Annotated in this window: 1 protein-coding gene and 1 pseudogene; both read left to right on the top strand. The window is 30.6% G+C overall.

All coding sequences use genetic code 11. The annotated features are described in order from the left end of the window. Positions 1 to 803: 803 nt before the first annotated feature. The gene (locus AC1DJR_RS27120; protein ID WP_477003957.1) at positions 804 to 1820 is read left to right on the top strand and encodes a hypothetical protein; all 1017 of its coding nucleotides are present in this window, start codon (positions 804 to 806) and stop codon (positions 1818 to 1820) included. Positions 1821 to 2104: 284 nt separating this feature from the next. Continuing rightward, positions 2105 to 2248: pseudogene (locus AC1DJR_RS27115) on the top strand (IS4 family transposase); the annotation flags it as partial.

Below are 2248 nucleotides of genomic sequence, written 5' to 3'. Positions count from 1 at the left end.
TCCCAATATATAGGGCAAGTTCTGTAATAGGAGGCGGTTTCGTAAGATGGTTTTATAAATCATGAAAAAGTTATATACAGACAGTCAAAATAATAAAATATCCTTTTTTATTACAAGAAATCCTAAAAATTTCGTTCTAGGGGTTGCAATAAATCTTTAGCTTGATAGCGATGTGGTGCTACCCCAAATATAAGTATTGAGTCAATGTATTCATCTCAAAGCGTAAAAAAAGACACAATGGAAAGTGTCTTTTTTACGTTGACATGCTATGAAAGAAGATGTAGTAATTAATCATAGTTTGTTGGATTCTTCTTGGTTGATATTAGTATAACATTATCATTAGTGATTTTAAATACAATTATGCATATATACGAATTTCATTACATCGAGTTTGTAGCTATGTTTTTTCTTCTTATATATGGTGCATAACTTGAAATTGTATAATGTCCTTCCATAAATCCTCCCTCATTGAAGTAGAAGGAACATCTATACTAGGAAACAAAAAAAAAGGAACATTTTAATAATAGAACTAGATTTTATAGTAAAATAGATACCATGGTATGAATGTACGTTTTAGATATGAGCCCAATGAACCATATGCTTATAGAATTGAGAAAGACCTTAAAACAAATAAGTTATATATGTTAAGACAGTAATACTTCAAGCAGTATAGTTGGAAACGTCAGGAACTTAAATGATTTAAGATTCAAACTATATAAAAGATAAAGTATACGACTAAGGAAAAGAAGGTTTTGTAGTGTGCTGCACATTCAAGAATTAATTCTTACGTAGGGAGTGCTTATATGCAAAGTTTGAAACATGTAATATTGCTAGTATTATGTTTCTTATGTCTAAGTGGTTGTAACCAAGAAAATGGAGCTGAGGTACAAGAATATATAAAAGAAAAACACGGTATTGATGTTGTTGTAACAGATTGGAGCTCTATAAATGAAAATAACGGTGGTAATACATACCATACTGTGCAAGAAAAAAATAACAAATATCTAAAATTCCGAGTAAAGGTACAAGGTCTCCTCTATTCAAATCCAGTAGGTGATGAATACCAATATGGAAAAAAAACATATGAGGAATATAAGAAATTCAAACCAACTCTGGAAGAAATGAAAAAATTAGGCTACGTGGAATCTGAAACGGAAAATGCTCTTCAATATATTTTAGATAATAAAGATCCAGATGAAGGAAAACCAACTAATGAATTATTATTAACTTTGCAAATGAGTAACGAGATTGACTTTAGCCAATTGGATTCAGTAGAATTAGATCGTTTATATGCTCTATTTCAACTCATTCAGGAGAATAATAAAAAGATAACAGAACTAGAGATTAAGGATCAAAATGGTGAATCTTTGGGCGGACCTTTTAAAAATGTACAAAAAATAATAACAAAAGARGAACTGTTACAAACAATGAAATCTACGATGTCAGATGCCATAAACAAATATTGGGGAAATTGGATTAGAACGCACACCAAAGTAGAAGAWAGATTACATGAAATKCAAAACGATCGWTTTGCATTTRAAAGTATTACTTATTCAAGTTCAGATGATGAGGATAGTCGAAAATATTTAGTGACTTTAGTTATTAATACCACCAATAATATATTTGAAAACAATCCCCCTTTAATTGAGGATTTAATCAAAGTAACCACAATCCTTAAAGAAGAACTATATAATAAAAACTTTAACATCTATTTAACCAATAAGACAGGGACAATAAATGAAAATTGGTTATCGTCAAAAGAAATCAAAGAAGCAAATAACATCGAAGATCTTGTAAAAGAAAGAGATCCTGCGAATTAAATTTAAAGTCCTTTTCATGTTTGTTATTTAATGTGAATGCACAATATTTCGAAGTCTCAACCCATGCCCAACTACTTAATAAGTTTATAACAACCCAGGCTAAAAAYCCCATGTATTTTTGAAAGAAAACGGCTTATATTTTCATTTTGAAGTATTTACTTTTCATAGCTTGATGGTGATGGGGTAGCACCACACATCCATCAACTTAAGGATTTAGACTATTCTTAAACTCAAAAGCACGTTACTATTCTCTTATGTTAATGAGAAAGGGTGACGTGCTTTTTATGAATATGCATCAAAAACAAGAGCTGTCTTTATTTGCCGAAGAGTTATATCGATATATGTCTCCCGCTACACTTAATCAATTAGCTATAGAAGCAGGTGGAATGAAACGAAAACGTAAGTGCCATGGGCACCATTTTTTATCT

The sequence above is a fragment of the Bacillus sp. 05T31 genome, from assembly GCF_056396725.1.
The sequence above is the reverse complement of the archived record's forward strand: the minus strand, read 5'-3'. Positions and strand labels throughout refer to the sequence as shown.